Below are 25,669 nucleotides of genomic sequence, written 5' to 3'. Positions count from 1 at the left end.
TTACTGCGACCCGCCTGCCAACTTACCGTTCGCGTGGGTTATCAGAGATGAGGTTTCGAGCAGTTCGGGGGAGGCCAGCGGCCTGGGCAGCCCTTCGAGCATGTCGGGCGCGTCGAGGTCGCCGTCGACGACGCCGAGATCGTGCAGCTTGCGCGCCGTGACCAGGACGCGGCTTTCGAGCGATCCGACCGACTTGTTGTACGCCTCCACGGCCCGGGTCAGCGCCTTGCCCAGCGATTCGACGTTCCTGCCGAGGGACGACAGCCGCTCGTACAGCTCCTTGCCCAGCTCGAACACGGCCCGCGCGTTCTCGCTGAGCGCGGCCTGCTGCCAGGCGTAGTGCGCGGTGCGCAGCATCGTGATGAGCGTGGTGGGGGTGGCGATGTGCACGCGCCGGGTCATGGCGTACTCCAGCAGCCCGGGGTCGCGTTCGAGCGCGGGCGCGAGGAACGCCTCCCCGGGGATGAACAGCACCACGAACTCGGGCGACGGGTTGAACCCCTGCCAGTACGACTTGGCCGCCAGCCGGTCGATGTGCTCGCGTACGTGCCGGGCGTGCGCGTCGAGGCGGACGCTCGCCAGCGACTCGTCGGACGCCTCCGCGGCCTCCAGGTAGGCCGCCAGCGAGACCTTGGAGTCGACCACGATGTTCTTGCCGCCGGCGAGCCGCACGACCATGTCGGGCCGCATGGAGCCCTCGGTGACCTGCTCGTCGAAGTCGCAGTAGCGCTGCATGCCGGCGATCTCGGCGACCCTGCGCAGCTGCAGCTCCCCCCACCGGCCGCGCGCCTCGGGCCGCTGCAGGGCCCGCACGAGGGCGGTGGTCTGGGCGCGCAGCTGCTCGTGGCTCTGGCGGACGAACTCCATCTGCTGGGCCAGCTCCGCCCGCGCCGCCCGCTGCCCCGACTCGGTGTCGCGCAGCTGCGACTCGACCCGGGCCAGCGCGTCCTTCAGCGGCTCGACCAGGTGCTCGACGGCCTGCTTGCGCTGCTCCAGGTCGCCGGCGGCCTCCGCGCGGGTGGCCGCGAGCCTGGTCTCGGCCAGCTCCAGGAAGCGGATGTTGTTGACGTCGAGCGCCCGCGTGGACAGCGCCTGGAACCGCTCGGCCAGCTGCTCCTCGACGTAGACCAGCTTCTCGGCGGCGGACCTGGCCCGCGCGTCGGCCTCGGCCACGCGCACCGCCGCCCGCGTCCTGGCCACCAGGAACCCCACGAGCAGGCCGACGGCGAGACCGATGAGAAGCGACACGACGTCCACTCCAACGATGATCGCAGGATGCCGGGCGCGATTCTTCCCGACACGCTTGGGCGTTCCGCTTGTGCGCCATGTCACCAGTCACGCACAGTACGGGGATGGATACGGTACCGAAGCTCGCCGCCGCGGGTCTGGCCGTGACGGCGGCCCTGGTCGCGCTGGCCGGCGCGGTCATCGCGGCCTCGGGGAAGGCGACGCAGCCCCGCCCGGTGCTGCGCTGGACGCCCGGCGCGTGCGTCACCGGCGAGCTGGCCCTGACCGCCTGCAACGGCGGCGACTCCGAGGTGCTGGCCCTGGCCTCCGACCCGCCGGGGCCCGGCGAGTGCCCGGCCGACACCGACGCCGTCCTGCGGGTCGGCGCGGGCCGCACGGCGTGCGTGCGCAACTTCCTGGAGCCGCATCCGGGCGATCCCGGCCGCGGCGGTGGCGTGCTGCGGCCGGGCGACTGCGTCACGCTCGACGGCCGCGAGCGGGCCTGCTCGCGCCCCGGCTGGTACGGCAGGGCGCTCGCCCTCGCCGTCGAGCCGGCCGGCTGCCCCGACGGCACCCTCGACACCCTCGACGGCGAGTCCCAGGTCGTCTGCCTCGGGCGCGGCGGCCAGGTGCTCGACCGCGGCTCGTGCGTGGCCGAGCCCGCCACCGACGTGATCGCCCGCTCCGCCGTCACGCGCGTGCCCTGCGACTCCCCGCACGCCTGGGCGAGGGTCCTGTCGTTCGAGGTCGCGCCCGCCCGCTGCCCGCCGAGCTCGCGCCGCTACCTGCGCGCCGACGAGGGCTACCGTCCCGTGACCTGTCTGGACGTGCTCAGCAAGTAAACTCGCTGTCCGTGAGTCTCTCCATCGGCATCGTCGGCCTGCCCAACGTCGGTAAGTCCACGCTCTTCAACGCGCTGACCAAGACCGGCAACGCGCTCGCGGCGAACTACCCGTTCGCCACCATCGAGCCCAACGTGGGCATCGTCGGCGTGCCCGACGACCGGCTGCCCGTGCTGGCCGAGATCTTCGGCTCGGCCCGCATCCTGCCCGCCAAGGTCGAGTTCGTCGACATCGCGGGCCTGGTCAAGGGCGCCTCGGAGGGGCAGGGGAGGGGCAATCAGTTCCTCGCCAACATCCGCGACACCGACGCGATCTGCCAGGTCATCCGCGTCTTCAGCGACCCCGACGTGACGCACGTCGACGGTGAGATCTCGCCGAAGCGCGACATCGAGACGATCAACACCGAGCTGATCATGGCCGACCTGCAGACGGTCGAGAAGGCCGTACCGCGCCTGCAGAAGGAGGCGCGCAACAACAAGGACAAGAAGGCCGCCCTGGAGGCCGCCGAGGCCGCCCTGGCCGTCCTGGAGACCGGCAAGACCATCTTCGAGAGCGGTCTCGACCGCGACGAGCTGCGCGAGCTGCACCTGCTGACGGCCAAGCCGTTCCTGTACGTGTTCAACCTCGACGCCGACGAGCTGACCGACACCGCGCTCAGGGAGCAGCTCTCGACGCTGGTGGCCCCGGCCGAGGCCGTGTTCCTCGACGCCAAGATCGAGTCGGAGCTGGTGGAGCTCGACGAGGAGGAGGCGCTGGAGCTGCTGCAGTCGGTGGGCCAGGAGGAGTCGGGGCTGCGCCAGCTCGCCCGGGTCGGCTTCGAGACGCTGGGCCTGCAGACGTACCTGACGGCCGGGCCGAAGGAGACCAGGGCCTGGACGATCCGCAAGGGCGCCACCGCGCCCGAGGCGGCCGGCGTCATCCACACCGACTTCCAGCGTGGCTTCATCAAGGCCGAGGTCGTCTCCTTCGACGACCTGGTGGAGGCCGGCTCGATCGCCAACGCCCGCTCGGCGGGCAAGGCGCGCATCGAGGGCAAGGACTACGTGATGCGTGACGGCGACGTCGTGGAGTTCCGCTTCAACGTCTGACGGGGGGCGGGGCGACGCGGAGCCCGCCGTTCGTCCAATCACGTAGCGCGAGCCTTCGCTACGGTAGGTTACCGACGGCGGACGGCGGCGAAGCCCCCTGAGACGTCTGACTCCCCGGAAGTGACTGAACGTTTGCTGCCGGGACAGCTGACGCGTCAACCACTTTGGGCCCCCGCGCGTCGAATCGTCACGGCGTTCACGCTGACTCGGGAGGCCCTCATGTTCCGTCGCATCATCAGGAAGCGGCGCTCGTCGCCCACGCTCGCGGGCATCAGCCTCGAGGAGGAGCTGGCCCTGATCAGGGTCGAGCTCATGTACGGCCTGCGGGTCAACCGCGAGGCGTACCTCCGCAGGAAGGTGGACGAGCGCATCGAGATGGCGACGCGCATGCGTGAGCGCGAGCCCGCCGAGATGCTGGCCGACCTCCGCGGCTCGCTGGAGCGATCGGTGCGGCCGACCGTCGTCGACCTCCACAGCAGGCGCCCGGCGCGCCCGACCCAGGATCCCGAGCCGGCCTGACGAACCTCCGATGATTCGACCTGTGCCGATCCCATGCCGATTCCGCAGGTCGAGACAGGTCCATGCCTGTTTTGGACAGGAATCCGTGGCCGCCGAGCTATGCGATTTTAGGCGTCTGGCCTGGTCAAAAGCCGATTCCAACGGGGACTGATAGGAATCGGCACTGTGGCCTGTCATGCGGGCCCGGTTTGCCGGTGGGGAGGGTCATGCCGCAGCATGGGCGTGGCTTTCTCGGAACAATGGCGGAGACCGGATAGGGTGACTACTTCACCGCGGATGATGAGGATCGGCAACGGACGACACCGCGCCAGCCGGGGGGATCGGCGCGAGCGGAGGCGTGATGGCTCGTAGGTCTACCGTCCAGCACGATCCTCGGATCGCTGACGGGCCCGGGCTTTCCGCAACCCTTGACACGGCTGACTTCGAGGCGCCGCCGCCCCGCCGGCCGCGGCGCGGCGGCTGGTCGGGTGGCGGCGGCCGGTGGCTGGTGTGGACCGGCCGCGTCATTCTCTGGGCGCTTATTGTGGTTATCGTGGTGAATGGGATTCGTGCCCCATTTGAGCGGTTTACGCAGCAAGAGCCTGCTTCGTCCAATGTCGCCGCGCAGGCCGACAAGGGATTCCCCACGGACCGAGGCATGGCTTTCGCCGCCCAGTTCGCGGGGGTCTATCTGAATTTCAGTCCTGAAGACGCGGCCAGCAGGTCCAACAAGCTCGCGGCGTTCCTCGCCGAGGGCATGGACCCGCAGATGGGCTGGGACGGCTACGGCAAGCTGGCCGCCGTCGCGATCCAGCCGTACGACATCGAGCCGAGCGACGCCCACAACGCCGTGGTCAGCGTGGCCTTCCAGTCCGGCCCGCGCCGGATGCTGCTGTCGGTGCCGATCTACTACTCCGGCGACGACGCCGGCCGCCGCTTCGTCGTGGCGGGCCGCCCGGCGATCCTGCCCGCCCCGGCCCCGGCCGACCTCCCCCAGGTGGCCCCGCCCGAGACCGACGACGCGGCCGCCGCCGAACTCAAGCCCCAGCTCGAAGGATTCTTCAAGGAGTACGCGTCCGGAGACGCCAACGCGCTGCAACGCTACGTCGCCGCCGGCAAGAGCCTGCCCAGCTTCGGCGGCGCCTTCACCTTCTCGCAGCTCAAGGAAATCGTGGTGCCTGTGGGGGGTGCCACCAGAGAGATCCAGGCGGTCGTGGTGTGGGCCGTGAACAACGGCGACGCACCGCCCACTCCCAACGCCACCGACCCGGCGGCGGTCGGCGGCACGCTGGAGCAGGTCTACCGCCTGACCGTGGAAAAGCAGGGCGACAAGTGGTTCGTCGCCGACATCCGCGGTGGCGGCCGCGTCGCCGGATAGAGGCACGGCCGCGCCGCCGCCAGGTACCCCCCGGGAGGACAAGAAGTGACCTTGAAGACCGTAGTGCTCACCTTGATCGAGATGTCGCCGACACCGACCCCGGTGTCGACCGGCATCGACACCGGAGGGCTCGCCAACTTCCTGCGCGCCTTCTTCGCCCCCTTGTTCCTCGTTGTCGTCTCCGTGGTCGCGCTCTTCTTCCTCTTCACCCGCGAGATCACGCGTTTCGTGCAGTTCCTGATACTGGCCGTGGCCATCGGAGTGATCTTCTACGTGCCCAACATCATCGAGGTGACAGCGCGGGCCATCGCGGGCGCACTGGGCATCAAATAAGGGTTGAGACCGCTTCGCGGTGGTCATGAACGAGCGGGTGGAGAGGAGGACCGTGTGGACCTGCCCACATATACGAACATCTGGCGGATAGAGAAGCGGCTGTACAAGCTGTACGACCTACGGCTCCCGATGCCGCTGCCCATCGTCTGGATCGGCGTGTTCGTCGGGGTGTTCGTCCCGTGGTCGCTCCTGCTGGTCCTGGTGGGCGTGCCGGTGCAGATGCCCTGGCACGTGCTGTTCCTGGTGCCGCCGGGCATCGTGACGTGGTTGTCCACCCGTCCCGTCATCGAGGGCAAACGACTCACCGAGCTGCTGGAGTCCCAGCTTCGCTACCTGGGCCAGCCCAAGGCGTGGTACCGCCTGGCGCCCAGCTCCGAGCCCGAGGTCGTCACGTTCTCCGGCCGCGTGTGGCGCACCGCGCCCGCCCGCGCCAAGGCGAAGGCGCCCCGCAAGGCCCGCCAGCCACAGCGCAAGCGCGACAGCCAGCGGCTCACCGGGCCCCGCCAGGTCCGCCCCGCGGTCGCCGCCGCCGCCGCCGCAGCCGCCGCCGCCCAGGCCCCCGTCGCCGAGCCGCCGTCCCGCACCGGCTGGGGCACCCGCCGCGGCACCGCCCCCGCCCTCAAGGGCCGGGTACGCCAAGGCGCCCCCGCACCGTCCACGTGGCTTGAGGAAGGGAGTGCCGGGCGGCCGGTGTCCCTTCTGGACGAAGCGGTCGGCACCGCCCACGGATCGCCCGGCACGCAGTACGTCGACGCGGACCTCGTCGAGCGGGAGACCCCCGATGAGGGTGCCGTTGACACAAGCGAAACGGCTGCCGAGGACACGGGCGCAGGGGGCGCGGTCACCGAGCAGAAGCCCGACGCAGATCCCTTGGGCGCTCATGAGGAGCTGAGCGCGGAGACGGTGGCCGCGCGCGAGGCTGGCGTGCCCATCAAGACCGCGGAGAGCCGCAAGCCCGCGGCCGGCAAGCCCATCGACACCGAGGCACTGCGCCGGCTGCGCCGCCTCGCGGCCAGCGCCGACGCCCCACCCGAAACCGCCGCCGAGCCCGAGGTGCGCAGGAGGCCGGGACGGGGCGAGGACGAGGTCGCCAGAGACCAGCACAGAAAGGGCCAGCCACCCCGGCTGCCCCAGACGGGCCTGGTGCTTCCGGGTGCGTCGCCACGCGTCTGGCCCCCACTCAACCCGAACGCCAAGCCCCTGCCCCGGCCTGCCACGCGGGGGGCTGCAGGAGATCGCGAGCCCACCGCCCCGGCACCGTCGCACCCGGCTCCGGACGACGTGGCGAGCCCGGGCGAGGCGACGATCTCGGGCAAGGCGACGGGCTCGGGTGGGGCGTCGGGCTCGGGTGAGGCGGCGCACGACCAGCCGCAGGCCGCCGCACCGGAGGCGCCCGCCGAAGCCCTGACGGCCCCCGAGGCGATCGACGAGGCCCAGGAACCGGAACCGGCCACGGAGGACAGCAGCCCCGCACCGGCGGCGGACGGCGACGTGGCGGCGGCCGACGACCTCGACGCCACGGCGGCAGGAGAGCTCGACGCCACGGCGGCAGGAGACGACGTAGCGTCGACGACCGACGAACCCGGCGACGAGGCGGCGAGCGGCCGTGAGGCGGCGCCTGAGGTCCGCCCGGCGGCGGCCGAGCACAGGCTGCCCCCCGCGCCCGAGGCCGGGCCGTCGGCGGTGGTCGAGCGTGAGGCGGCTCACGAGGGCACGCGCCCGGCTGAGGAGCGCGAGGCAGCGAGCGACCGCGACCCGTCGCCAGCGGACCGCCTGGCCGCGCCCGGTGATGGCGAGGTCCAGGAGCGGCGCGAGGCGGAGGGCGGCCACGAGGCGGCACCTGAGGAGCGCCCGGCGGCGGCGGCCGAGCACAGGCTGCCCGCCGCGCCCAAGGCTGGGCCACCTGCGGCTCACAAGGGCGCGCGCCCGGCTGGTGAGCGCAAGGCGGCGCCCGCTGACCGCCTGGCCGCGCCCGGTGATGGCGAGGCCCAGGAGCGGCGTGAGACGGCGGGCGACCGCTCGGCGGCGCCGGAGCACAGGCTGTCCGCCGTTCCCGAGGCTGGGCCGCCTGCGGGGGGCGAGGATGCACGCCCGGCTGGTGAGCGTGAGGTGGCGAGCGCCCCCAGCGCGGAGGCGCCTGCCGATGACGTGTCCCAGGAGCGGCGTGAGGCGGCGAGCGTTCGCGACGCCGGTAGGCCCGGTGCTCGGGCAACCCGTGCAGCGCGCGGGCCGGTGACGGAGCGGGCCGGTGCGGTACCGATGCGTGCCGGCGCGGAGCCCGGACCGAGCGATGCGGAACCCGGACCGACCGATGTGGCGTCTGAGCCGACTGGAGTAGCGCCCGGGTGGGCCGAGGCGGTGCCCGGACCGAGTGGCGTGGCGGCCGAGCGGGCTGATGCGCCGCCCGAGCGGGCCGACGTAGCGCACGAGGCGACCAGCGTGGCGCACGAGGTGACCGGCGCGGGGCGGGGTGGGCAGGCTGGGGATGTGGTTGCGCCCGTGCCGGGGCCCAGGCCCGGTGAGGGGAAGGTGCGCAGGGTCGAGTCCGTCGTGGGGCGGGACTCCGGTGGGTGGCGGAGGATCGCGCAGGTCGTCGTGGGGGCGGCGGGGTGCGGACCGACGGGTCGGAGATCGACGAGGCGCGCGCCAGGGGCGTGTTCAGCGGCGGCCGGCGGGTCGTCGTGCTGGGGTGTACGGGCGGGGCCGGGCAGACGACGACGGCGCTGATGCTGGGGCACACTCTCGCCCAGGTGCGTGACGACAGGATCGTGGCCGTCGACGCCAACACCGGCGGCGGCTCGCTGACCAGCAAGATCCAGCCGGAGACCCCCGAGACCCTGACGTCGTTGCTGTCGGGGCTCGACCGGGTCAGCGGCTATCTCACGATGCGGGGTTACACCACGCGGACCGCCTCCGGCCTGGAGGTGGTCAGCGCGGACACCGACGCGGGCGCCGAGCAGCGGCTCGCGGATCGGTCCTTCTTCTCCGACCACCGGCTCGGCGAATCCATGCGCCTGCTCGACCGCCACTACAAGCTGGCCGTCATCGACCCGGCCGCCGCTCTGGCGGCCCGGTTGTTGCCGTACGCGGACCAGCTCGTCCTGGTGGTTCCGGCGAGCGAGGAGGCGCCGGAGGCGGTGGCGATGACGTACGAGTGGCTCGACGGGCACGGCTGCGCGGAGCTGCGCAGGCGGGCGGTGATGGTGGTCAACGGCGTGAGCAGGCGTTCGATGACCGACGTCGAGCAGGCGGAGTCGGTGGCCAGAGGCCGGTGCCGGGCCATCGTCAGGGTCCCCTGGGAGGACGATCTGGCGCCCGGTGGCGCCGAGGTGGTCGATCCCGGGCAGTTGCGCGCGGCCGGGCGGCGGGCCTATCTGGCCCTCGCCGGGGTCGTGGTCGCGGGCTTCGCGGCGCAGACCGTACGGACGAGCGAAGAGGAGTTGGCGAGTGACCCCCCGGGCACGAGAATCGGTGAACGTTAAGTGAACAAGCGAGCAGGTCTGGCCCGTTCATGCGCCGAGGGGGCGGCATGAGCAGGGCGTCCCGAGCGCACCAGCGCCTCGCGGTCCGCTACTTCGACGACCGCATCCTGCTCACGGACACCTGCGCATGGGCGTATTTCCGGCTCCCGACGGTCAGCTACGAGTTCGTCACGCCGGAGGAGCGCGAGGCGCTGGCCACCAACATCACGATCGCGCTGGCGGCGATCAGGATGCCCGACGCGGAGGTCCACCTGAGGGTGGCGCACCGCACGTATCCGGCCGCGGAGTGGGCGATGGCGCTGAACGCCACGTCCGACGAGGGGCCGGGCTGGCGCGACTACCTGGAGGAGATGTACCGGCACGTCTGGGCGAAGGACTTCTGGACGAAGGAGGTCTACCTGGGCGTGCGGCTCGGCCCGCGCGGCAAGCAGCTCGGCAGCGGCGTGTTGTCGCAACTGTTCGGCTTCTACCAGAAGACGGAGCGGGTGCTCGGCATGGAGGACGACCACGTGCCCGACAGCGAGATCGGGCGGTGGACGGAGCAGGCCGAGCGGCTGGGCCGGGCGCTCGCGTCGAGCGCCTTGTACGCCCGTCACGCCACCTCCGTCGAGGTGGCGTGGCTGTTCCAGCACGCGGCGGCCGGGGCGGTGGGCGATCCGCCGCCGTCGGCGAGCCCGCGCCGGCGGTGGGGCAGGGGCGAGATCGAGTCGCTGGTGGAGGGGGAGATCCACAACGGCAGGTCGTTGTTGCGGATCGTGCAGCCGCAGGGCGACTCGTACGTGGCGTACCTGTCGTTCGCGAGGTTCCCCGACCTGATGCCGTTCCCCGACGGTGAGCCGTGGATGCACTTCGCGGACCAGTTGCCATTCCCGGTGGAGATCTCCTCGCGGATGCGGCTGATCCCGCCGGTGAAGGCGTCCAAGGACGTGGCGCGCAAGCTGGCGCACGCCCGCGACATGGATCACCACATCCGGGAGGCGGGCGCGGAGGCGCCGCTGGCGCTGGCGGAGCAGATCGACGCGGCCCGCATGCTGGAGCACGGCATCACGAAGGAGCGGCTGCCTTTCGTGTACGGCTGGCACCGCCTGATCGTCTCGGCCCCGACCGAGGACATCTGCGTGCAGCGGGTGGAGGCGGTGGTGGAGCACTACCGCGACATGGGCATCGACGTGGTGAACTCGACCGGCGACCAGTTCTCGCTGTTCTGCGAGTCGCTGCCGGGCGAGAAGGTGCGCCTGAACGCCTACGCCCAGCGGCAGCCGTTGCGCACGATCGCGGGCGGCATGGCGACGGCCACGGTCGATCTGGGCGATCGGCTGGGTGAGGGCAGCGAGGGCTGGCTGGGCCCGTACATCGGGGAGACGGTCGGCAGGGCGCGCAGCATCGTGCACTTCGACCCGCTGGTGGCGGCGACCCGCAACCGGCCGACGGCCATCGCGATCACGGGTGAGCCGGGCGGCGGCAAGACCACGCTCGCGCTGCTGATGATCTACCAGATGGCGTTGCGCGGCGTGACGGTGGCGGTGATCGACCCGAAGGGCGACGCGGAGTCGCTGGTGCGGCTGCTGGAGAAGCGGGGCCGCAAGGCGCGGGTGATCCCGCTGGGGTCGGCGGCGCCGGGGCTGCTCGACCCGTTCTCGTTCGGCGACGACATCGCGGCGAAGAAGACGATGGCGACGGAGACGCTGCGGCTGCTGCTGCCCCGCATGTCGGAGGAGCGCGAGTCGGCGATGATCCAGGCGGTGGCGGCGGTCTCGAACGGCGCGGACCCGTCGCTGGGCAAGGTCGTGGACTTCCTGGAGCAGGCCGACGACCCGGCGTCGAAGAACCTGGGCGCGGTGCTGCGCTCGATGTCGGAGATGCACCTGGCCCGGCTGTGCTTCGACCCGTCGGGCGGTGACCAGATCGACACCGAGGGCTGGACGACCGTGTTCACGCTGGGCGGCCTGACGCTGCCGGACGTGGCCACGAGCAGGGAGGACTACTCCTACGAGCAGCGGCTGTCGGTGGCCCTGCTCTACCTGGTCTCCCAGTTCGCGCGCAGGCTGATGAACGGCCTCGACCGGCGCGCCCCCAAGGCGATCTTCCTGGACGAGGCGTGGGCGATCACCTCCACGCCCGAGGGCGCCAAGCTGGTGCCCGAGGTGAGCCGGATGGGCCGCTCCCGCAACACCGCTCTCGTGCTGGTCTCGCAGAACGCGGGAGACCTGCTCAACGAACAGGTGACCAACTGCCTGTCGTCCGTCTTCGCGTTCAGGTCCACGGAACGGGTGGAAGTGGACCACGTCATGTCCCTGCTCGGGGTGGAGCCGTCGGAAGAGCACAAGGCCGTGCTGCGCTCGCTGGGAAACGGCGAATGCGTATTCCGCGATCTGGATGGCAGGGCGGGCCGGATCGGAGTAGACCTGATCTCCGAGGAGCTGCTCCGCTGGCTCGACACGAATCCAACGCACGACAAACCCGATGGCACCGGGCATGATCTTCAAGGGGGCGTGGGCAGGGCGCAGGAGGTACGGTCATGAAGGTCCGGCTATCCCGACGGCTGGCACTGGTTCTCGCGCTGATCGGCGTTGTCCTGGTGGTGCCGATGGTGCTGGGCGCCACCTCCACCCCCGCCGCGGCGGCTCCCTGCGACCTGTCGGGCCCGCTCTACCCTGAGCCGGTCGGCAGCGGCGTCGACGGCCTGATCCAGCCGCCGGTCGTCGAGAGCGGCCCGCAGCCGGCGACCACGAACTACGACCAGTTCGGCATGAGCGGCCAGTTCTGGCACACGCACGAGCTGAGCTGCTCCGACTACGTGGCCGTGCTCGGCAACATGTGGGCCAACGGCATCTTCACCGCGGCCAAGGCGGTCGACCGGCTGACGATCACCACGTACCAGGCGGCGGCGACGGAAGGGCCGCTGCAGTCCATCAAGGACGTGGTCGACGACATCGTCACGAACCTGTCCAACGCCATGTACTGGCCCTACCTCCGTCCGATCGTCATCCTCGGCGCCATCTGGCTGGCCTGGTACGGCCTGATCCGCAAGCGCGCCACCACCACCGCCGAAGGCGTGATCTGGATGGTGCTGGCGGTCACGGTGGCGGTGTGGTTCTTCAGCCGGCCCGGCGACTTCACCGGCCTGGGCAAGGTCGTCACCGACAAGACCGGCGAGGTGGTCAACTCCGCCTTCTCCGGCCTGCCGGGCGCGGGCGGCGCGTCCTGCCTGCCGCCGCCCGGCAACGCCAACCCGCAGGTCAAGGCCGGCGGGTACGCGCAGAGCGGCACGCCCGGCGTGGACCAGAACGCCGACGCGCTGTGGTCGACGCTGGTCTGCAAGCCGTGGCTGGTGGGCCTGTTCGGCACCGCCGACCCGCAGCAGCCCGTCGTGCGCGACTGGGGCCGCAAGGTGCTGGAGATGCAGTCGATCCCGCAGCCCGTGGCCGGCCAGCCGGCCCCCGACGTGGGGGCGAGGCAGTCGGAGTACGCCTCGCTCGCCGACAAGCTCAGGAACGACCCCCGCTACGCCACCTTCTCCGGCCGTGACTGGTCGAACCGGCTCGGCGTCGCCGTCGGGGCGTTCATCGCGGCCATCGTGGCGGGCCTGCTCATCTTCCTCGTGGCGGTCTCGCTGCTGGTGCTGAAGGTGGGCTTCCTGCTGCTGCTCATCCTGGGGCCGATCTTCCTGCTCATCGGCGTGCATCCGGGCAGCGGCCGGATCATCGCCATGCGCTGGGTGGAGATGCTGGTCGGCACGCTGCTGCGGCAGGCGGTGCTGACGATCGTGCTCAGCGTCCTCGTGTACGGGTACGCGCTGATCATCTCGACGGCCATGCCGTGGGGCATGCAGGTGCTGTTCATGGCGTTGCTGACGATCGCGGTGTTCTTCTACCGCCGGCCGTTCCAGCACCTGTTCGCCTCGATGAGCGGCCACACGGTCACCACCCGCATGCTGGGCGAGGCCGCGAGCTCGTCCGTGCTCGAACGCTCGGCGGGCGCGCTGCCGCCGGTCGCCTCGGCCAGGATCGGCCGGTGGGGGCTGCGCAAGGCGGAGCCGCTCATCAGGGCGGCCGCGGCGGGCAACCCGGTGGGCGCGGCGACCACGGCGGCGGCCGGGCAGCTGCGGGCGCGCGGCGAGGAAGGCGAGGGCGTCTCGGCGGGCACCCGCATCCCGGCCACGGCCGCGCCGCTCGACACCGACCAGCAGGGCGGCAAGGCGGCCGGACGCGCCACGCTCGAACCCCGCAGGGGCACCGCGCCGCCGCTCAACCTGGGCGGCACCCCGGCCCGCACGCGCGGCGGGGTGGCGGGCGGCCCCAGAGCCGCCTCCTCCGGCACCGGCGGCCTGGCCTCGGGCTCGGGCGGCTCCGGTTCGGGCGGCGGTTCGGCTTCCGGCGGCTCGGGTGGCGGCTCGGGTGGCGGTTCCGCCTCGGCGGGCGGCTGGTTCGGCGGGGCGTCCGGCGGCGGCTGGGCGCGCCGCGGCGGCTCCGGCGGCTCGGCGGGCGGCTCGCGGAGCACGGGAGCGCGCACCTCGCGCTTCGGCGGCTCCACGAGCTCGGGCGGCTCACGTTCCGGCGGGTCGGGCGGCTCACGTACGGGCGGGACGCGCTCGCGCGGCGGCTCGGGCGGCGGGCTGTTCGGCGGCTCGGGCTCCGGCGGCTCCGGTGGCGGCCTCTTCGGCGGCGGGAACGGATCGCGCAGGTCAGGCGGCTCGAACGGCGGCTCCGGTGGCGGCCTCTTCGGCGGCGGCAACGGGAGCTCCAGGTCTGGCGGCGCGTCGTCCGGCCCCCGGATCTTCGGCTCAGACGAGCCGTCGTCCCGCACCTCCGAGGCGCCCCCGCTCTGGCTGCGCAGCAGCCGCGACGGCGGCGGCTCCGGAGGTGACAGCCCCGACGTGCCCTTCTGGCTCAAGCCGAACAACGCGGACAAGGACTGAACATGGCGCAGCCGGGTGACAGGCGGGGGGTGGCCTTCGCCGCCCTCGTCGTGGTCATCGCAGCGGTCGGCATCTACCTGACGATGTGGCCCGACTCGGCCGAGCAGGCCGCGCCGGAGCCGGCGGCGAGCGTCGCCACCAGCTCCGCCGTGGCGTCGAGCACGCCGCTGGCGACCGCGAGCGCCGCGCCGTTCGACATCTACTCGTACCTGCCGATGAAGAAGGAGCAGCTGGCCGCGGCGGCGGATCTCGCCGAGCGGTTCACCGCCGCGTACGGCACCTTCCGCTACGACGAGGACCCCGCGGCGTACGCGCAGCGGCTGAAGGTCTTCACCACGCCCGAGCTGGCCGGCACCCTCACCAGGACGGTCACCTCGGTGGGCTTCGTCGAGCAGAACCGGAGCGACCAGACGGTCTCGACGGCCACGGCTCACCTGAAGGAGATCAGGCAGGTCGAGAAGTCCTCCATCGTGTTCGTGGTGGCCGCGAACCGGCAGGTCACCGCCAAGAGCGGCAACAAGGTGGCCACGGAGGAGTACGCGGTCACCGTGAGCCAGCTCGGCGCCGACTGGCGCATCTACGACATCCTGCCGTCCGACGAGGGCCAGGAGGGTGACCAGTGAAGCTCTCCAAAGCCCGGCTCGCGCTGATCATCGGCGCGGCGGGCCTGCTGCTCCTGGTGGCGGTCGTCGTGTCGCCGCTGCTGCTGATGTCGATGCCGTCGTTCCTGTCCAGCGGGGGCACGAGCGTCGACTGCAATGACCAGGCGCAGGTGGAGGAGGTCTCCGACTCGGCCGCCTCCGACATTCCCGCCGAGTACCTGGAGCTGTACAAGGAGTACGGCAAGAAGATCGGCGTCCAGTGGAACATCCTGGCCGCCGTCGGCAAGCGCGAGACCGACCACGGCCGCTCCACCCTGCCCGGCGTCCAGAGCGGCACCAACGCGGCCGGCGCGGCCGGGCCGATGCAGTTCCTCATCTCCACGTGGGGCGGCAAGGCCAGGATCGCCACGTCGTCCACGGTCAACGGGTACGCCTCCGACGGCGACGGCGACGGCGTGGCCGACATCTACAACCCGGCCGACGCCATCCTCGGCGCCGCCAAGATGCTCAAGCGCAACGGCGCCCCCGAGAACGTCCGGCAGGCGCTGTTCGTCTACAACCGGGCCTGGTGGTACGTCGACCAGGTCGAGGAGATCGCCAGAAGGTACGCCAAGTCCGGCGACGTCAAGGTGCCGCCGCAGGCGTCGGAGGAGTGCGACGAGCCGCTGGTCGAGGCCGCGCCGAGCGACCTCGTGGCCAAGATCCTGCAGTTCGCGCTGGCGCAGCGCGGCAAGCCGTACCTGTGGGGCGGCACGGGGCCGGACGCGTTCGACTGCTCGGGCGTCATCTACGCGGCCTACAAGGCGGCGGGGCTGAAGATCCCGCGCACCACGTTCACGCAGTGGCCGTTCGGGGTGAAGGTGTTAGAGGGTGAGGAACAGCCGGGGGACCTGGTGTTCTTCAACGCCGGGCCGGGCACCTCGCCCGACAGCCCCGGCCACGTGGGGCTCGTCGTCTCGAAGGGCAAGATGCTGGAGGCCAGGTGCCGGCTGTGCGGGCCCATCAAGGTCACCAGCTACCAGGCCCGGGGCAACCGCGTGGGCTTCACCCGTCCCCTGCAGAACCCCGACGTCCTCGAACAGATCAAGAAGCTGCAGAATCCCACCCTATGAGCATTGTGGTCGTTGCCGCGGTGATCGTCGCCGACGGCGGGCGGGTGCTGGCCGCCCAGCGTGCCCAGCCCGCCGCGCTGGCCGGCGGCTGGGAGTTCCCCGGCGGGAAGGTGGACCCGGGGGAGAGCGAGGCGGCGGCGCTCGTCCGGGAGTGCCGGGAGGAGCTGGGCGTCGAGGTCTCCGTCGGCGCGCGCGTCGGCGGTGACTGGCCGCTCGCCGAGGGGTACGTCATGCGCGTCTGGCTCTGCACCCTGGCCTCCGGCAGCCCCGAGGCGCGCGAGCATCTGGCGCTGCGCTGGCTCGGGCCCGGGGAGTACTACGACGTCGAATGGCTGGGCGCCGACCTGCCCATCATGAAGACCGTGGAGAATCTGCTCCACCGCGATTAGGACATCCCTCTCTGTGACACAATGATTACTGTGCGTAATTTGTCGCGGCGGGGGAGTGGGGAGCCATGCGGAGGAGCTGGGTCGTCGCAGGGGTGCTGATCCTGGCGGCGGTGCCCTCCGTGCCCGTGGCGGCGGCCGGGGTGTCGCTGGTGCTGGAACGGGTGAACGGGGCCGAGGGGATCGGCAGGTGGGTCAGGACCGGAGACACGCAGCGGTTCCGGGTCCGGCTCAACGGGATGGCGCGGGGGGCGCGGGTCGCGGTCGCGGCCAGCCCCGTCGAGGCGCTGCAGGAGGTGTCCTGCCTCCCTGCCTCTGCCCCTGCGGCTTCCCCGGTCGGTACGGCCCCCGTCGCCGGTGCGGCACCGACGCGCGGAACGACCCCCGACCTCGGCATGGCGGGGACGCTCACCATGCGGGCGCTGGCCGTCGTCGGCCGGCCGGCCACGAAAGCGGCGCCCCCGCCCGGGACGCGGATGTGCGCGCTGGGCAAGGTCTCCGGCGAGCGCTCCGTGGACGTCACGCTCCGGACGCCGGCGGGGGCGCGGGAAGTGGTGCTCGCGGCGGTCGCCCGGGTGCGTGACGTCGAGAGCGGCGGGCTGACCACCATGAGCCGCACCGCCGCCGTTCGGGACGGGGAGGTGGTCGCGGGCGAAACGACGACCATCCCGGCCCCAGTCCCAGCCCCAGCCCCGGCTGCGGCCCTGTCGCAAGCCGCGCCCGCGCCTGTGCCCGCTCACGCGCATGCCCGGCCCGCGCGCACGGAGGCGGCGCCTGGACGGGTGCAGGCGGTGCCCCTGCCTGCCGGGGCCGTGCCCGGCCGCGCGCAGGCGGCACCAGCGCGCACGCCGGCCGCGCCTGTACGCACGGCGGCCGCGCCCGCACACGTCGCGCCCAGGCGCACGGAAGCCGCCCAGCCGCAAGCTGCGCCCGCGCGCACGCAGAGTGCCCTGGTGAGCGCCGGAAGGGCCACTCCACGGGCACAGGTGGGGCCGCACCGCCGCTCGCCGGGTCCTGGTTCCGTAGGCCCTAGCGGCGTGAGGCCGGGCGTCGTGGGGCCAGCCGGTGTAAGGGGCGGGCTGTGGACGCTGCCGCAAGCTCTGCCGCAACGCACGCAAGCTGCACCGCAGCGCGCGCATGTTGCGCTGCCCGGTGCTCAAGCTGCGCCGCGACGCACCCAGGCCGCGTCACAACGCGCCCGAGCCGTGCCGCGGCGCGCCCACGCGGCGGCTGCGCCGGTGCCGGTGCCCGGGGTGGGTGGGGCGCTCGTCATTCCGAGCGCGATCCCCAGCGTGGTGCCGAGCGCGGCGCAGGGGGCCACTACGGGCGGGAACTTGAACGCGGTCCCCGGCCCCTCCGCGAGCGCCGTCCCGCAAGCGACCGGTGCCGTGCCGCAAGCGACCGGCGGCGCCCCGCAAGCAACCGGTGCGGTGCCGCAGGTCACCCCTGGTGTGCCGCAGGTGGCCGGCGGGGGCCGCAGGTGGCGGGCGGGGGCCGCAGGTGGCGGGCGGGGGAGTGCCGCAGGGGCCGGGGGGCAGGCGCAGGTGCCCGGCGCGGGAGCGCCGTTGCCCTTGCCGGTCGCCACCGGAAGCTCCCCAGGTCAGGCCGGGGCGGTTGACTCGTTCCAGGCGGAGGCAGGCCGTGGAGAGGCGCCGTTGCCGTGGGGGATGGCGGTGTCCGTGAAGCCCGTTGAGCGGGTGCGATGGGCCAGCCCGATCGACGGTCCGGGGGCGTTGCCCATGGTGGTCGTGGGTATCGGAGTACTGATGGCGGCCCTTTCGGCCGTTGTCACGGTACAACGCGGACGTAACCGTAGAAAGGTGTTGTAATTCCGTCTTTACTGTTACTTTTACCCGGCTAGTATTCCCTTGACCATGGTTACGGGACCACGCGGAGGGCACCGGTGGCACGCACACGGGCGACGGCCGTGTCCGCGATCGTCTTAGCGCTCGGGCTCACGGCTGTCGGAGCGACGCCGTTCATCGTGCAGAGCGCGAGTGCCTCCGTGTTACTCGACCCGGTCGAGCCGTGCGATCCCGACGTGACGCTGTGCGGCGACGTCACTCCTGAGACCACCATCACGGTGACCGTCACCGACGGCTCGCCGACCCCGACCACGCCGGACGAGGCGCCGGAGACGACGGTCACCAAGACGGTCACGGCGAGCCCGCCGAAGGCCAGCAAGACCCCCAAGGCGCCCAAGCCCAGCAAGACGACGTCCGCCCCCGCGCCGACGCCCACGCTCACGCAGACGCCGCCGCCGCAGAACCCGCAGCCGCTGCCCACGCAGAGCGTCGAGGTGCCGCCGGTGACCTCCACGACGCCCACGCCGGAGCAGTCGGTCGAGATGCCGGCCATCGCGCCGTCCGACACGCCGACGGCGAACACGCTGCCGAGCGAGACGCAGGTCGCCTCCAGTGAGGAGGTGCCGCTGGAGCTGCGCAGGGCGGCGCCGGAGTTCGACCAGACGGAGCTGACGCGCAAGCTCAGCATCCCGGCGCTGGTGCTGGTGCTGCTGGCGCTGTTCGCGGTGCTGATCTTCGAGGGCAGGCTGCGCCGCATGGCGCACGCGGCGGCGGTACGCAAGGCGGGCCCGCAGGCGATGACGACCCCCATGACGAGCCCGATGCCGGGGCCTGACCCCTACGCGGCCGGTGGTGGTTACCCGGCGGGGCCCGGTTACGCCGCCACCGCGGGGGGCTTCCCGGCGCCGGCGCCGTCCTATCCGGGCGGTACCGCGTACGCGCCGATCATCAGCTTCGTGCCGGTGCAGACCTATCCGAGCGGCCCGCCCCAGTACGGCTACCAGGAGCCGCACCCGTACCCGCCGCAGGGCTACACGCAGGAGCCGCCTCCAGCCGAGCCCGAGCCGGTGGTGCTGCACCCCGACGAGTTCGACTCCTACAGCGAGCCGCCGAAGCCGCGCGAGCGCGACCTGTTCGAGCCGCTGGTACCGCCGGCTCCGGTGCCGCAGGACATCCCGCCGGGCGGCGCGGCCCCGTTCGACGGCGGTGTGGACCAGCCTCTCGGCCCGGCCTCGGCGGCCGAGGCGGGCGACTCGGAGCCGTGGGGGCAGGAGCGGCCGGGCTCGCTGTTCCAGCCGGCCCGCGACCGGACGCCGGGCGACACCTACGAGCCGCCGGCTGGCGATGGCTACGAGCCGCCGCCGTACCGGCCCTCGGACGACCGCGAGCCGCCGTCCGGCCGGGCGCTGGGCGACGACTACGAGCCGCCGCCTTACTTGGCTCCTGACGCGGACGTGACGGCCGTGCAGCCGCTGCCGCCGCCGCCCGCGCCGCAGGAGCCGACGAAGGAGATGCCGGACGAGACGCGCAGGCGGTTCGGCCGGCGGAAGAAGAAGTAGCGACCAACGAAAAAGCGGGGGCCGGTGAGAGAACCGGCCCCCGCTTTCGCGTTTCTACTTGCGCCTGAAGATCTTGTTGCCCAGCCACACCAGCGGGTCGTACTTGCGGTCCACCACGCGCTCCTTCATGGGGATCAGCGCGTTATCGGTGATCTTGATGTGCTCGGGGCAGACCTCGGTGCAGCACTTGGTGATGTTGCAGTAGCCGAGCCCGTGCTCCTCCTGGGCCGCCTCCTGCCGGTCGGCCACGTCGTACGGGTGCATGTCCAGCTCGGCGATCCGCATGAGGAAGCGGGGACCGGAGAAGTTGGTCTTGTTCTCCTCGTGGTCGCGGATCACGTGGCAGACGTTGTTGCACATGAAGCACTCGATGCACTTGCGGAACTCCTGCGAGCGCTCGACGTCGATCTGCTGCATGCGGTACTCGCCCGGCTGGACCCCGCTCGGCGGCGTGAAGGAGGGGACCTCGCGGGCCTTCTGGTAGTTGTACGAGACGTCGGTGACGAGGTCCTTGATGACGGGGAACGTCCGCATCGGCGTGACCGTGATGGTCTCGTCCTCGGAGAAGGTGGACATCCGGGTCATGCAGCCGAGCCGCGGCTTGCCGTTGATCTCCATGCTGCACGAGCCGCACTTGCCGGCCTTGCAGTTCCAGCGCACCGCGAGGTCGGGGGCCTGGGTGGCCTGGAGGCGGTGGATGATGTCGAGGACGACCTCGCCCTCGTTCACCTCCACCGTGAAGTCCTCGAGCCTGCCCTCGCCGCCCTCACCGCGCCAGACCTTGAACTTTGCCTTGTAGCTCATGACTTCGCTATCCCGTCGAACTCGGCCATCTCTTCGTCGGTGAGGTACTTCTTCAGCTCGTCCCGGTCGAACAGGGTGATGAGGTCGTCGCGCATGGGCGGCTGCACCTTCTCCTCGACCTTGACGGTGGAGCCGTCCTCGGTGGAGCAGACGAGCAGCTTGCGGCGCCATTCCGGGTTCATGCCGGGGAAGTCGTCGCGGGTGTGCCCGCCGCGGCTCTCCTCGCGCATGAGCGCGGCGCGGGCCACGCACTCCGACACCAGCACCATGTTGCGCAGGTCGATCGCGAGGTGCCAGCCGGGGTTGTAGATGCGGGAGCCGCCGGCGCCGACCATGCGCACGCGCTCCTTGAGCTTCTCCACGACGCCGAGGGCCTCGGTGATCTCCTCGGCCTTGCGGATGATGCCGACCAGGTCGTTCATGGTGCGCTGGAGCTCGTGGTGCACCTCGTACGGGTTCTCGCCGGTGCGGCCCAGCGGCGCCAGCGCCTCCTCTCTGGCGGCGTCCACCTGCTCGGGCAGCACCTTGGGCCGGGCCTTGAGGGCGTCCACGTACGTGGCCGCGCCCGCGCCCGCCCGGCGCCCGAACACCAGCAGGTCCGACAGCGAGTTGCCGCCGAGCCGGTTGGAGCCGTGCATGCCGCCGGACACCTCGCCGGCCGCGAACAGCCCCGGCACGGCCGCCGCGCCGGTGTCGGCGTCCACCTCGACGCCGCCCATGATGTAGTGGCAGGTCGGGCCCACCTGCATGGGCTCGGCGGTGATGTCGACGTCGGCCAGCTCCTTGAACTGGTGGTGCATCGACGGCAGCCGCTTCTTGATCTCCTCGGCGGGCAGCCGGGTGGAGACGTCGAGGAACACGCCGCCCTGGGGTGAGCCGCGCCCGGCCTTCACCTCGGCGTTGATCGCGCGGGCCACCTCGTCACGCGGCAGCAGCTCCGGGGGGCGCCGGTTGTTGGCCTGGTCGGTGTACCAGCGGTCGCCCTCCTCCTCCGTGGTCGCGTACTTGTCCTTGAAGACCTCGGGGATGTAGTCGAACATGAAGCGCTTGCCCTCGGAGTTGCGCAGCACGCCACCGTCGCCGCGGACGGACTCGGTGACGAGGATGCCGCGCACGGAGGGCGGCCAGACCATCCCGGTGGGGTGGAACTGGATGAACTCCATGTTGATCAGGTTCGCGCCGGCGAGCAGGGCCAGGGCGTGGCCGTCGCCGGTGTACTCCCAGGAGTTGGAGGTCACCACGTACGACTTGCCGATGCCGCCGGTCGCGAGCACCACGGCGGGGGCGTCGAAGAGCACGAAGTTGCCGGTCTCGCGCCAGTAGCCGAACGCGCCGGAGATGGCGTCGCCGTCCTTGAGCAGCCGGGTGACCGTGCACTCGGCGAAGACCTTGATGTAGGCCTCGTAGTCGCCGTAGTTCTCGTAGTCCTCCTGCTGGAGGGCGACGACGCGCTGCTGCAGGGTGCGGATCAGCTCCAGGCCGGTACGGTCGCCCACGTGTGCGAGCCGTGGGTACTCGTGCCCGCCGAAGTTCCGCTGGCTGATCTTGCCGTCCTTGGTGCGGTCGAACAGCGCGCCCCACGCCTCCAGCTCCCACACGCGGTCGGGAGCCTCCTTGGCGTGCAGCTCGGCCATGCGCCAGTTGTTGAGGAACTTGCCGCCCCGCATGGTGTCACGGAAGTGCACCATCCAGTTGTCGTCGGGGTTGACGTTGCCCATCGCGGCGGCGGCGCCGCCCTCGGCCATGACCGTGTGCGCCTTGCCGAACAGCGACTTGCAGACGATCGCCGTCCTCTTGCCCTGCTGGCGGGCCTCGATGGCGGCGCGCAGCCCGGCGCCGCCCGCGCCGATGACGACGACGTCGTACTCGTGGCGCTCTGTGTTGTGCGTGTTTTCCACTGGAAGCTGTCCTTACGCGTACGGGAAGGCGATGATGCCCTTGGCGACGAGGCGGACGTAGAGGTCGGCGCCCATGACGGAGAACATCGAGGCCCACGCGAGGGGTTGGTGCTTGGCGTTGAGCTTGGAGACGAACGTCCAGGCCCGGTACCGGAGCGGGTGGCGGGAGAAGTGGTTGAGCCTGCCCGCCGTGATGTGCCGGCAGGAGTGGCACGACAGCGTGTAGGCGTTGATGAGGACGGCGTTGACGACCAGGATCCAGGTGCCCAGGCCCGTCGGCTTGTGGACGAGCGCGAGGACGGCGTCGTAGGCCAGGATGAGGCCGATGACGATGGCCGCGTAGAAGAAGTACCGGTGGATGTTCTGGAGGATGAGCGGGAAGCGCCGTTCGCCGGTGTACTTGCCGTGCGGCTCCTGCACGGCGCACGCGGGCGGCGACAGCCAGAACGAGCGGTAGTAGGACTTGCGGTAGTAGTAGCAGGTCAGCCGGAATCCGCCGGGCAGGCCGAGGATCAGCAGGCCGGGGGGCAGGGCGTACCAGTCGCCGAACGGCGCCCAGCCGAACAGCCGCGCGCCCTCAGGGCAGGACGTGGCCAGGCAGGGCGATGCGAAGGGCGCTATGTAGGGATCGACGAAGTAGCTGTTGTCGATGATCGCCCATATACCGTAGACGAGGAACGAGCTGAGCCCGAGGAATGTCAGGAGCGGGACCAGCCACCATCTGTCTGTGCGCAGAGTGCGCACTTTGACTTGCGCACGCTGCCGTCGGACCGGAGCGTCGGGCGTCGTCTGGGTCATCGCGGACCTCTCCACCTCCCGCGGACCCTTCTGCGCAGGGGGTCCGTGGTTTCGTTTCGCTGGGCGCGCTCGCGCGGCGGCATCCGCCTCGGCGCGCGTTGGTGGGGGATACGTTACGACGACAGGATCGAAATTTGTGAGCGGGGTCACTCACTTTTTCGATGACTGACTGTGATTCCTGTCACGTACGCGCGTCAGACCGCTACCCCTGCACCGGCAACTTCACCACAGTGACGAAAAAATCATCGATTTGCCGGACAACTCGGATAAATTGCTCGAAATCCACCGGTTTTGAGACATATGCGTTGGCGTGCAGCCGGTAGCTGTGCAAGATGTCCTCCTCCGCCTCCGACGTCGTCAGGATCACCACCGGGATCGTGCGGAGCATGACGTCCGCCTTCACCTCCCGCAGCACCTCCATCCCGCTCATCCGCGGCAGGTTCAGATCGAGCAGGATCAGGTCGGGGCGCGGCGCGTCGGCGAAACCCTCCTCCTGGCGCAGGAACGCCATCGCCTGCTCGCCGTCGTTGACCACGTTCAGCCGGTTGCGCACCTTGTTGAGATCGAACGCCTCCTTGGTGAGCAGGATGTCCCCCTGGTCGTCCTCGACCAGGAGCACCTCGATGGGGCGCCAGCCGTTCATCCCTCGCCTCCCACCATGGGCAGCGTCCAGCGGAACGTGGCGCCGTCGCCACCCTCGCCGTCGAGCCAGAGCTGTCCCCCGTGATACTCGACGATCTTCCGGCAGAGGGCCAGCCCGATCCCCGTGCCCGGATAGACGTCTCGGGGATGCAGGCGCTGGAAGATCAGGAAGATGCGGTCGGCGTACTTCGGCTCGACCCCGATGCCGTTGTCGGAGCAGCTGAACTCCCACATGTCGCCGTCGCGCCGCACCCCGATGTGCACCCGCGGCGGCGCCTCCGAGCGGAACTTGACCGCGTTCTCGATCAGGTTCTGGAACAGCTGGGTGAGCTGCAGCTCGTTGCCGCTCACCGGGGGCAGCTCGTCGCGGGTGACGGTCGCCTCCGCGTCCTCGATCGTGGCCGAGAGGTTCTCCAGGGCCCGGTCAAGAGCCGCGCCCGAGTCGACGACGCTCCTCTCGCCGGTCACCCGGCCCACCCTGGAGAAGTCGAGCAGGTCGTTGATCAGCAGCTGCATGCGCTTGGCGCCGTCGACCGCGAAGTGGATGTACTGCCGGGCCCGCTCGTCGAGCTGCGGGCCGTAACGCTGCTCCAGCATCTGCGTGAAGCTGGCCACCTTGCGCAGCGGCTCCTGGAGGTCGTGGCTGGCCACGTACGCGAACTGCTCCAGCTCCCCGTTCGACCTGCGCAGCTCCTCCGCCTGGTCGGTGGCCACCCGCCAGGCCGAGACGATGCGGGCCCGCATCGAGTCGATGTGGCTGGACAGCTCCGCCAGCTCCGCCGGGCGGTCCACGTGCAGGTCGTGGTCGAAGTCGCCGCCCGCGACCGTACGGACCTGCGCGGTGAGCTGGTCGATCGGCTTCAGCACCGCGTAGCGCACCGTCGCCACCAGCCCCACGCCCAGCCCCAGCAGCAGGGCGAACACCACGATGAGGGCCGCGTTCAGCCGACTGAGGTGGGCGGCCAGGTCGGGGCTCGGGTTGAGCGCCGCGGCCTGGGTGCTCATCGTCAGGACGATCACGACCCCCGCGACGAACGTGACGGCCGCCAGCACCCCGAGCAGCACGAACCACTGGGCGACCGGCAGCCTGCCCAGCCCTGTGGGAGCTTTCGGCGGAGGCAACGGGTGAATGCTCATTCTCTTCTCCTCCGCAGCATGACCACCGCCAGGTCGTCGCTCAGCGTGCCGACTCGGGTGATGAGCCGGTCGAGGTCGATGGAGCCGTGCTCGCGTACGAGGCCGACCAGGCCGTCCACGCCCAGCAGCCGGGCCGGCTCGCCCACGGCCGCCTCGATCAGGCCGTCGGTGTAGAGCATCATCGACCAGTCCTCGCCGAGCGGGACGTCGAGCACCGACCAGGCCGCGTCCTGGAAGATGCCCAGCGGCGGGCCCGACGGCGTGCCCTGCACCACCTCGACCACGCCGTCGCGCACCAGCACGGGCGGCGGGTGGCCGACCACGCGCATGCCGGCGGAGGTCAGGTCGGGGCTGATCGTGGCCATGCACAGCGTCGTGAAGATCTCCGGCGCCTTGCGCTCGGCCCGCAGCAGCGTGTCGAGCGTCCGCAGCAGCGGGTCGCCCGTCTGCCCCGCCAGCACCAGCGTGCGCCAGGCGATGCGCAGCGCCACCCCCAGCGCCGCCTCGTCGGGGCCGTGCCCGCACACGTCGCCCACCACGACGTGCACCGCGCCGTCGGGCGTCTGCACGGTGTCGAAGAAGTCGCCGGCCAGCGTGCCGCCGCTGCCCGGCAGGTAGCGGGTCACGTGCTCGATCGCGGACGTGCGCAGCAGCGGATCGGGCAGCAGGGCGCCCTCCAGCCGGGCGTTCTCCTTGGCCGTCAGCTCCGCCTGGACGAGCTTGAGCTGCGCCAGGTCGGCGCGCTTGCGTTCCATCGCGTACCGGATGGAGCGGGCCAGCAGGCGCGCGTCCACATCGCCCTTGACCAGGTAGTCCTGAGCGCCCGACTGCACGGCCGAGACGCCGACGTGCACGTCCCTGAGCCCGGTGAGCACCAGCACGGCCGTGTGCGGCGACGCCACCGCCAGCACCTCGTCCAGCGCCTCCAGCCGGCTGGCGTCGGGCAGCGACAGGTCCACGAGCACGCACTGGATCTCGGGCGTCAGCTTGGCCCTGGCCTCCCTCAGGCTGCGCGCCCGATGGATCTTGGGGGGAGCCACGGCCTGCTTCAGCAACTCCTCGACGAGGAAGGCGTCTCCGTCGTCGTCCTCGATGAGGAGCAGCGTCAGCGTTTCCGAGAGGTTCGCCGTCAAAACACCCCTTCGGGGAGTCGGACCCTT

The 25,669-nt window shown here is 71.4% G+C and carries 21 protein-coding genes; 13 read left to right on the top strand and 8 right to left on the bottom strand.

The genetic code is table 11. The features are described 5' to 3' along the window. Positions 1 to 1,257 (bottom strand): DNA recombination protein RmuC, encoded by a 1,257-nt coding sequence (locus KIS93_RS26315; protein WP_186404447.1) that lies wholly within the window; start codon positions 1,255 to 1,257, stop codon positions 1 to 3. A gap of 95 nt (positions 1,258 to 1,352) precedes the next feature. Here KIS93_RS26315 and KIS93_RS26310 point away from each other — a divergent pair, with 95 nt between their 5' ends. The 12 genes from KIS93_RS26310 (at position 1,353) to KIS93_RS26255 (ending at position 15,869) form a co-directional block, all read left to right on the top strand. Further along, positions 1,353 to 2,069 (top strand): hypothetical protein, encoded by a 717-nt coding sequence (locus tag KIS93_RS26310; RefSeq protein WP_155129079.1) that lies wholly within the window; start codon positions 1,353 to 1,355, stop codon positions 2,067 to 2,069. An 11-nt stretch (positions 2,070 to 2,080) separates the two neighbouring features. Further along, complete coding sequence (gene ychF, locus KIS93_RS26305; RefSeq protein ID WP_186404446.1) at positions 2,081 to 3,157, top strand: redox-regulated ATPase YchF; 1,077 nt, start codon at positions 2,081 to 2,083, stop codon at positions 3,155 to 3,157. Positions 3,158 to 3,376: 219 nt separating this feature from the next. Further along, positions 3,377 to 3,676: a hypothetical protein gene (locus tag KIS93_RS26300; RefSeq protein WP_080045168.1), complete on the top strand. Its 300-nt coding sequence runs from the start codon at positions 3,377 to 3,379 to the stop codon at positions 3,674 to 3,676. A gap of 637 nt (positions 3,677 to 4,313) precedes the next feature. Then, positions 4,314 to 5,033: a conjugal transfer protein gene (locus tag KIS93_RS26295; protein ID WP_230465791.1), complete on the top strand. Its 720-nt coding sequence runs from the start codon at positions 4,314 to 4,316 to the stop codon at positions 5,031 to 5,033. An 81-nt stretch (positions 5,034 to 5,114) separates the two neighbouring features. After that, complete coding sequence (locus tag KIS93_RS26290) at positions 5,115 to 5,366, top strand: hypothetical protein (RefSeq protein WP_206066822.1); 252 nt, start codon at positions 5,115 to 5,117, stop codon at positions 5,364 to 5,366. A 54-nt stretch (positions 5,367 to 5,420) separates the two neighbouring features. Next, positions 5,421 to 8,093 (top strand): TcpE family conjugal transfer membrane protein, encoded by a 2,673-nt coding sequence (locus KIS93_RS26285; RefSeq protein ID WP_186404445.1) that lies wholly within the window; start codon positions 5,421 to 5,423, stop codon positions 8,091 to 8,093. Then, entirely contained in the window at positions 7,976 to 8,848 is an 873-nt protein-coding gene (locus KIS93_RS26280; RefSeq protein WP_186404444.1) for a MinD/ParA family ATP-binding protein, read from the top strand. The genes KIS93_RS26285 and KIS93_RS26280 overlap by 118 nt, the downstream gene beginning before the upstream one ends. Before the next feature lie 47 nt (positions 8,849 to 8,895). After that, entirely contained in the window at positions 8,896 to 11,370 is a 2,475-nt protein-coding gene (locus KIS93_RS26275; RefSeq protein WP_080045172.1) for an ATP-binding protein, read from the top strand. Continuing rightward, complete coding sequence (locus KIS93_RS26270; RefSeq protein WP_080045173.1) at positions 11,367 to 13,766, top strand: type IV secretion system protein; 2,400 nt, start codon at positions 11,367 to 11,369, stop codon at positions 13,764 to 13,766. Before KIS93_RS26275 ends, KIS93_RS26270 begins: the two co-directional genes overlap by 4 nt. 2 nt (positions 13,767 to 13,768) lie before the next feature. Beyond that, positions 13,769 to 14,389, top strand: a complete 621-nt coding sequence (locus tag KIS93_RS26265) for a hypothetical protein (RefSeq protein ID WP_080045174.1) — start codon at positions 13,769 to 13,771, stop codon at positions 14,387 to 14,389. Beyond that, entirely contained in the window at positions 14,386 to 15,480 is a 1,095-nt protein-coding gene (locus tag KIS93_RS26260) for a C40 family peptidase (RefSeq protein ID WP_080045175.1), read from the top strand. Before KIS93_RS26265 ends, KIS93_RS26260 begins: the two co-directional genes overlap by 4 nt. Continuing rightward, on the top strand, positions 15,477 to 15,869 hold the full coding sequence (locus KIS93_RS26255) for a (deoxy)nucleoside triphosphate pyrophosphohydrolase (RefSeq protein ID WP_080045176.1): 393 nt from the start codon (positions 15,477 to 15,479) through the stop codon (positions 15,867 to 15,869). The genes KIS93_RS26260 and KIS93_RS26255 overlap by 4 nt, the downstream gene beginning before the upstream one ends. A gap of 25 nt (positions 15,870 to 15,894) precedes the next feature. Here the strand turns inward: KIS93_RS26255 and KIS93_RS26250 are convergent, their stop codons facing one another. Then, positions 15,895 to 16,533: a hypothetical protein gene (locus KIS93_RS26250; RefSeq protein ID WP_080045177.1), complete on the bottom strand. Its 639-nt coding sequence runs from the start codon at positions 16,531 to 16,533 to the stop codon at positions 15,895 to 15,897. A 1,236-nt stretch (positions 16,534 to 17,769) separates the two neighbouring features. Between KIS93_RS26250 and KIS93_RS26245 the strand changes: the two genes are divergently transcribed. Continuing rightward, positions 17,770 to 19,230 carry a hypothetical protein gene (locus tag KIS93_RS26245; RefSeq protein WP_080045179.1) on the top strand — a complete coding sequence of 487 codons (1,461 nt, stop codon included), beginning with the start codon at positions 17,770 to 17,772 and terminating at the stop codon, positions 19,228 to 19,230. A gap of 54 nt (positions 19,231 to 19,284) precedes the next feature. Here the strand turns inward: KIS93_RS26245 and KIS93_RS26240 are convergent, their stop codons facing one another. The 6 genes from KIS93_RS26240 to KIS93_RS26215 form a co-directional block, all read right to left on the bottom strand. Further along, complete coding sequence (locus tag KIS93_RS26240; protein WP_080045180.1) at positions 19,285 to 20,034, bottom strand: succinate dehydrogenase/fumarate reductase iron-sulfur subunit; 750 nt, start codon at positions 20,032 to 20,034, stop codon at positions 19,285 to 19,287. Beyond that, complete coding sequence (locus KIS93_RS26235; protein ID WP_080045181.1) at positions 20,031 to 21,932, bottom strand: fumarate reductase/succinate dehydrogenase flavoprotein subunit; 1,902 nt, start codon at positions 21,930 to 21,932, stop codon at positions 20,031 to 20,033. Before KIS93_RS26235 ends, KIS93_RS26240 begins: the two co-directional genes overlap by 4 nt. Positions 21,933 to 21,944: 12 nt before the next feature. Next, positions 21,945 to 22,730 carry a hypothetical protein gene (locus tag KIS93_RS26230; RefSeq protein ID WP_080045182.1) on the bottom strand — a complete coding sequence of 262 codons (786 nt, stop codon included), beginning with the start codon at positions 22,728 to 22,730 and terminating at the stop codon, positions 21,945 to 21,947. 202 nt (positions 22,731 to 22,932) lie between these two features. After that, a complete protein-coding gene (locus KIS93_RS26225) occupies positions 22,933 to 23,373 on the bottom strand; it encodes a response regulator (protein ID WP_080045183.1) in 441 nt (146 codons plus the stop codon). Further along, positions 23,370 to 24,509, bottom strand: a complete 1,140-nt coding sequence (locus KIS93_RS26220) for a sensor histidine kinase (protein ID WP_080045184.1) — start codon at positions 24,507 to 24,509, stop codon at positions 23,370 to 23,372. The genes KIS93_RS26225 and KIS93_RS26220 overlap by 4 nt, the downstream gene beginning before the upstream one ends. Continuing rightward, positions 24,506 to 25,642: a PP2C family protein-serine/threonine phosphatase gene (locus KIS93_RS26215; protein ID WP_080045185.1), complete on the bottom strand. Its 1,137-nt coding sequence runs from the start codon at positions 25,640 to 25,642 to the stop codon at positions 24,506 to 24,508. Before KIS93_RS26215 ends, KIS93_RS26220 begins: the two co-directional genes overlap by 4 nt. Positions 25,643 to 25,669: the final 27 nt, after the last annotated feature.

This window comes from [Actinomadura] parvosata subsp. kistnae (assembly GCF_900323885.1).
Lineage (GTDB): Bacteria > Actinomycetota > Actinomycetes > Streptosporangiales > Streptosporangiaceae > Nonomuraea > Nonomuraea composti.
This window is presented reverse-complemented; position numbering and strand designations above follow the sequence as displayed.